Source organism: Bradyrhizobium sp., assembly GCF_036735945.1.
Classification (GTDB): Bacteria; Pseudomonadota; Alphaproteobacteria; order Rhizobiales; family Xanthobacteraceae; genus Bradyrhizobium.
The window spans coordinates 1-5,826 of the sequence record NZ_DAINNI010000201.1 but is presented as its reverse complement, the minus strand read 5'-3'; the positions used below and the strand labels follow the sequence as shown (position 1 = coordinate 5,826).

The following is a 5,826-nucleotide window of genomic DNA, read 5'->3' as shown; positions in this document are numbered from 1 at the left end:
TTACGCCACGCTCGCCAGCCTCTCAACAATCCGCTGATGAATAAGACGGGCTAGGTCTCTCTGGGCCATGGAAATCTCCCTTGCGGAGGGCTGCTCGGAAAATTGCAATTTCAGAAAATATCGCATAGAGCACGCAGAGATTGTGCTTATTTTCCGGCGGAGGCAACATGTCTCCGCTCAGATTTTCGGAATTTTCCGCGCGGTGCTCGTCGGCCATTGGCTGACCGGCGCCAACGGAGCCAGCACACGCGGTTAATCCCGGGTACACCGTTTGCGAATAGATTCCGCCGTGGTGTGCAGGGAATAGCGTGTGAACCACGAGGCAGGGCCTTTCAGGAGCAGCGAACCGGCTCGTCTTCATGAGTTGGATAGTCTGCGAGCCCTTGCGGCGATTGGCGTGGTCGGCTGGCACTATGCGAGCCATTTCGGCGCCGCGCCGCTTCCGTCGCTGCTCGCGCCGTTCTATCGGCACGGCGAGCTGCTCGTCGACTTCTTCTTCGTGCTGTCTGGTTTTGTGCTGGCCCGCGTCTACTGGAACGACCGCCGCAGCCTGAGTTTCGCGAACAATGTTCGCGACCGGATTGCCCGTATGTATCCGTTGCATTTCACGACGCTGTGCGTCGTGGCGGTCATGCAGTGGATACTGGTCAATCGCCTGGCCTCGCAGCCATTCGTCTACCATTTCAACGACGCACATGATTTCACGCTGAATCTTGCGCTGCTGAATCGAACCGGGCTTGAACGGGGGCAGTCATTCAATGGGCCATCCTGGTCGATCTCGACCGAATTCGTCGTCAACATTCTGTTTCTGGCTGCGATCACGCTCCGGCGCAGCACCGCGCGCGCGGTGCTGTTCCTGCTGTTCGTCGTGTCACTTGCGGTGATCCTCAGGAATGGCCTGGTCAGCGATACCCTGGCATTCGGGATCAGCAACGACATTTTCCGGACCGTCGTGGGCTTCCTCTGCGGCGTCGCGCTCTACGGCATGCATGCGCATTTTCTGCCGCGGATCGCCATCAGGAGCGGATTTGCCGATGTCGCCGCCATCGCGGCTGCCTGCGTATTTCTTGCCTATTGCGCGCTGGGCGAGCTGGCGAGGCTCAGCGATCTCCTGGTCGTGCTGATCTGCTTTCCGACCCTGATTGTCGGTGCGATCCACGGCCGGGTCACCCATCGGGTCCTGACGCTTGCGCCGCTGGTCTATCTCGGCACCGTCTCCTACTCGATCTATCTCGTGCACTTTCCGCTTCAGCTCGGCGTGCATCTGGCGTCCGTCGCGTTTCTCATCCGGATGCCCTATGACAGCGCGCTATTCCTGGTGAGTTTCATCTTCGCAACGATCGCCCTGGCATCGATCGCCTATCGGCTGATTGAAGTGCCGGGAAAGAAGCTGTTGCGAAGGCCGCGGACAGCCAAGCTCGCCGAGCCGTTGGCCAGTCCCCGGCACTAGAAATCAGATGTAACAGATTATTCAGCCTGTATCGGCGGCGAGGGCGGCGGCATCGGGGCGATGCTGGCGCGGGTCCGCTAGCTGAAATCCCTTATTAACTGGCCCCGTTCTAGCGTGCCTGCAAACCAAACCGCAGGGATTTTGCATGTCGCTCGATGTCGGCCTGAGCCTTCCCGGGGAAAAGGCCGCCCGCCCGCGAAGCTGGACCGTCAGTCCGCTGCATGCCGTGGTCGCCGTCTTCATGGTGGCGATCATGATGCGAGGGGCTTTGCCCTTCAACGTCGATGTCAGCTGGTGGCTGATCCTGTGCGAGCGCATGCTCGACGGCCAGCGTCTTTACGTCGACATCCTCGAGACCAATCCGCCGATGGCGGGATCGGTCTATATGCTCGGCGTGCTCCTGGCGCGCGCGACCGGCATGCGGCCGGAAGTGATGACCAACGGGCTGATCTTCCTGTTGATCGCGGCATCGCTGGCGCTGGCATGGCGGGTCCTGCGCTTCTCCACTTTCCGCGAACGCGCCGGTGGCGCGGCGGCGGTGTGGGCAGCTGCGGTGCTCACCATCCTGCCGATGTATGATTTCGGCCAGCGCGAACATCTCGCGCTGGTCATGATGATGCCGGCGCTTGCGGTCTACATCCTGCGCGCCAACCGCGAGCGGGTTGCGCCATGGGCGATCGTTGTCGCCGGCCTGTGCGCCGCGACGACCATGAACTTCAAGCCGTATTTCGTGTTCGGCGTCGGCTTTTGCATCCTGACCGCGGCCGCGCACGCGCGCGACTGGCGCGTGCTGTTCGCGCCGGAGAACTGGATCGCCGCCGCCCTGGTCGTGATCCATGCGCTCTGCATCGTCACGTTCTATCCGGAATATTACACGCTGATCTATCCGCTGGTGCGTGACGTCTATCTGCTGCTGAAGGCGCCGCTGCTCCTCATCCTGCTGACGTCGGCGACCACGCTGTGGCTGCTGGCGATCATGGTCGTGCTGGCGCTGCAAAGCCGTCGGCGAACCGTCGACGCCGCGGCGCTGGTGATGATGGCCGGCTCGCTCGGGTTTGCGGTCTCGTTTTTCGTGCAGGGCAAGGGCTGGGGCTATCACGCCTATCCCATGGTCGCGCTCGGACTGATGGCGGCGGGCTGGGCGGTCACGGCCGACGGCAATGAGCAGGCGGGGCTGCGCCGGCTGCGCATCGGCGCCATGCTGGTCACGGCCCTCATCTTTGCGAACGCATGCCTCTGGTTCAATGCGAGCGTCGACAACAGACGCGTCCAGGAGGAGATTACGCTGCTCGGGCCGCGGCCGAAGATCCTGATGCTGAGCGCAGCCGCGGTCATCGGCCATCCGATGGTGCGGGAAGTCGGCGGCACCTGGGTCTCGCGGCAGGAAGCGCTGTGGGTGCGTGAAATCGTGCGCCGGGCGCTACGGGACGGCTCGATCGACCAGGCAACCGCGGATCGCCTTTCGGGTTACGTCGCGCGCGAGCGTGCCGGCCTGATCGAGGATTTCAAGAAGCAGCCGCCGGATGTGGTCGTCATCGACAATCAGGACAGCGACTGGGGCGCCTGGGCGGCGGGCGATCCCGAATTGTCCGCGCTGCTGAAGCCCTACGTGCTGGTCAGGAATATCAACGGGATAGAAATCCTGCGGCGTGCCGATCACGGCAGATCCTGAGCCGGCAGCGCTGCGTGACCTCTGGCACATAACAATTCGCCCGCTCCCCGTAGTCTTGCGGACAACCTCAGGGGAGATTTTTTATCATGCGCAAGTTCATTCTGATTGCGGGCCTCGTTCTGATTTCCGCTGCCGCGCACGCCGGCGAACGGAGTTTGTCACTCTCCGGCGTCGAGACACCAAGCGCGCCGGCGACCGTGAAAACATTGGACAAACCACGGACCGCCGAAGCGCCGCTGGCTGCGGAAACGCCGAAATATACCGAGCGGCCGGCGATCGTTGAGCCGAAGGCCGAAACGCTGAAGGCCGAGACGCGCGGAGCCGAGACGCAGAGGGCTGAATCGCCGAGGCGGATTAGGGCCCACCGGTACGCCGCCCAGCGCTCGCACGCTGCGCAGGGAAGGCCCGCGTACCAGCGATCGGCCGCGATGTCGCGAGGCTCGATGTCGAGAGGGTCGATGTCACGGGGAATGCGGCCGCACGGCCGCTACCGGCTGGCGCGCTTCATCCACACCCTGCATCGGTACGGAATCTACTGGTAAGGAATAGTCTCGCGTTCCTTCGTCATGCCCGGCCCTGCGCCGGGCATGCGCGTTTTCAGGCGGCGCCTTGCGAGCGCCGCCAACTCCTACTGCGAAACCGTCTGCACCACGCTGCTGATCGGACGGCTGGCAACGGCCGGCACCTTCTGGTCCTTCACCAGCATCGCGTCATATTCGGGCAGGGTCTCGAGCTGCTCCCTGGCGCGCATCTGCACCACCTTGTAGCCGCCGGCCTTGAGGCGGCGCAGCAGCGTCGGCAGGGCCAGCGCCGTGTGCTTCTGCAGATCGTGCATCAGGATCACGCCCTTGCCCTGCTTGTCGAGCTTGGTCATGACGTTCTGGATGACCTGGTCGGGACCCGATGATTTGAAGTCGTTGGAATCGACGTCGACCGAAAACATCGAGATGTTGCGCGAGGCGAGATAGCCGAGCGCGCCTTGCGTATGGCCGAGCCCCGGGAAGCGGAAGAACGGCGCGGGTGCGGCGCCGAGCGCCATCTTCACGGCGCTAAAGCCCTTCTCGATCTCTTCCCTGACCTGCGCCTCGGTCAGCTTCTTGCTGTCGAGATGGGCATGCGACCAGGTGTGCGAGCCGACGGTATGGCCGGCGGCGAAGACCTGCTTGAGAATTTCCGGATGATAGGTCGTGTGCTTGCCGACCGGGAAGAAGATCGCCTTGGTGCATTCGTCCGCGAGCGCCTTCAGCACCGCCGGCGTGGTCGGCCACGGGCCGTCGTCGAAGGTCAGCACCACTTCCTTGTCGGCCAGGAAGTCGAACTGCTTGTATTGCAGGAAGCCGAAGCCGGGACCGCCTGTAGTGTCGATCACGACGACGCGGCTGACGCCGAGCGCATCCGGGTTGGCGCAGGCCGCGGCCGGGCGGGCCGGCATCGGCGCGGGAAATGCCGCGGGGGCGGGCGCAGGGACGGGGGCCGGTTTCGACAGCCCCGCGGTGGTCTCGACGTCGTCCCTGGGCGCGGGCTTCGCGGCGGGGGCCAGCAGCGGCTCGGCCATGCGGGCGGCGACGGTTTGGGGTGGGGCCGCATCGGCGCGCGGCGAGGAAGTCCAGAACCAGACGCCGGTGATGAGAACCGCCGTCACAAAGCTGGCCAGCATCAGGCCCAACGCATTACGCATCGCTATTCTTTCCAGATACTCGGGACACACACGCAACGGACCATTAATGCCAACAATTTCTTAACGTCTGGCGAACGCGCGCCGGTTAGGCGAAGGAGTTGAGGGGTTTATGTTTGAGTGAGGCCAGTCACAGTCGGGCGGTTTGGTTCCGCGCATGCTGCAACCATCAACAGCCGGTCCACGTAGCTGGACCAAAGGGAGCCGACAATGACCGCAGTGTTCTTCAATACCATTCGCAAGGTCAGTCTAGTGCTGGCCATGACCACGTCTTTCGCCGCCGTGTCCTCGACCGCGAGCTTCGCATTCAGCTCCGAGGCGCGCGAGATGTGCACCGGCGATGCGTTTCGCCTCTGCAGCTCCGAAATCCCCAATATCCCGAAGATCACCGCCTGCATGATGAAGCATCGCAGCGACCTGAGCGCCGGCTGCCGCGCCGTAATGGATCGCGATCTCGCCGCGCAGAGGGGCAAGCTCGCCTCGCAGTAACCTGCCCGGCCTTCAAATCCTGGCTCTCAAGAACGCTTGCGTCGATCCGACGCAGGCGTTTTTTGCCTTTCCGGGGAGACCGGGGATCGCGCCCCATGGGGCCGTTCTGGCCACGCAATGCCGCCATAGGCGCCGATTTCGGCGATCCAGGCACGTTTTCTTGACCTGAAGCGGTAACCCACTTCGTTCCAAAACGTTATAGACGTCCTGATTGCGGTTCCCGATACGAAGGCAAAAGCAAAATGACCAAGATCCTTTGCGTTATTCCCCTGGTTTTGATCGCGTCAGCCGCCTTGGCGCAGACGCCGCAGGACAGGGCGAAGGGGCACGATGCCTGCTCGCGCGACGTCTCGCGGTTTTGCCGGGCGCAGATGCAGGACGGCGACCAGATCGTGCTGGCCTGCCTGAAGCAGAATCGCGCCAGGATCAGCAAGGGCTGCCAGCAGATGCTGGCGAGCCACGGACAGTAAATCCAGAAGCGGGCTCTAGTACCCACTTTCCCTGGGAAGTGAGTCATGATTCAACATCGGGATGATACCC

The 5,826-nt window shown here is 63.1% G+C and carries 6 protein-coding genes; 5 read left to right on the top strand and 1 reads right to left on the bottom strand.

Annotated features, from left to right (window positions below):
• Positions 1-364: 364 nt before the first annotated feature.
• The 3 genes from V7E26_RS28890 to V7E26_RS28880 all read left to right on the top strand — a co-directional run bounded on the left by V7E26_RS28890 (position 365) and on the right by V7E26_RS28880 (position 3,664).
• Positions 365-1,450: an acyltransferase family protein gene (locus tag V7E26_RS28890; RefSeq protein WP_324422797.1), complete on the top strand. Its 1,086-nt coding sequence runs from the start codon at positions 365-367 to the stop codon at positions 1,448-1,450.
• Between the two features lie 145 nt (positions 1,451-1,595).
• Complete coding sequence (locus V7E26_RS28885) at positions 1,596-3,122, top strand: hypothetical protein (protein ID WP_324422796.1); 1,527 nt, start codon at positions 1,596-1,598, stop codon at positions 3,120-3,122.
• Positions 3,123-3,208: 86 nt separating this feature from the next.
• Positions 3,209-3,664, top strand: coding sequence for a hypothetical protein (locus V7E26_RS28880; protein WP_324422795.1), 456 nt, complete (start codon positions 3,209-3,211; stop codon positions 3,662-3,664).
• 86 nt (positions 3,665-3,750) lie between these two features.
• On the opposite strand, the gene V7E26_RS28875 is transcribed toward V7E26_RS28880, so the two are convergent.
• Entirely contained in the window at positions 3,751-4,800 is a 1,050-nt protein-coding gene (locus V7E26_RS28875; RefSeq protein WP_324422794.1) for a polysaccharide deacetylase family protein, read from the bottom strand.
• Between the two features lie 207 nt (positions 4,801-5,007).
• On the opposite strand from V7E26_RS28875, the gene V7E26_RS28870 reads away from it, so the two are divergent.
• Together V7E26_RS28870 and V7E26_RS28865 are read left to right on the top strand one after the other, a co-directional pair.
• The gene (locus V7E26_RS28870) at positions 5,008-5,286 is read left to right on the top strand and encodes a hypothetical protein (RefSeq protein ID WP_442893498.1); all 279 of its coding nucleotides are present in this window, start codon (positions 5,008-5,010) and stop codon (positions 5,284-5,286) included.
• 242 nt (positions 5,287-5,528) lie between these two features.
• Positions 5,529-5,756: a hypothetical protein gene (locus tag V7E26_RS28865; RefSeq protein ID WP_324422793.1), complete on the top strand. Its 228-nt coding sequence runs from the start codon at positions 5,529-5,531 to the stop codon at positions 5,754-5,756.
• Positions 5,757-5,826 lie beyond the last annotated feature (70 nt).

Bases quoted from the DNA above. Each gene is read 5' to 3' on its own strand.
- V7E26_RS28885 (WP_324422796.1), top strand. From the start codon at position 1,596: ATGTCGCTCGATGTCGGCCTGAGCCTTCCCGGGGAAAAGGCCGCCCGC.
- V7E26_RS28880 (WP_324422795.1), top strand. From the start codon at position 3,209: ATGCGCAAGTTCATTCTGATTGCGGGCCTCGTTCTGATTTCCGCTGCC.
- V7E26_RS28875 (WP_324422794.1), bottom strand. From the start codon at position 4,800: ATGCGTAATGCGTTGGGCCTGATGCTGGCCAGCTTTGTGACGGCGGTT.
- V7E26_RS28870 (WP_442893498.1), top strand. From the start codon at position 5,008: ATGACCGCAGTGTTCTTCAATACCATTCGCAAGGTCAGTCTAGTGCTG.
- V7E26_RS28865 (WP_324422793.1), top strand. From the start codon at position 5,529: ATGACCAAGATCCTTTGCGTTATTCCCCTGGTTTTGATCGCGTCAGCC.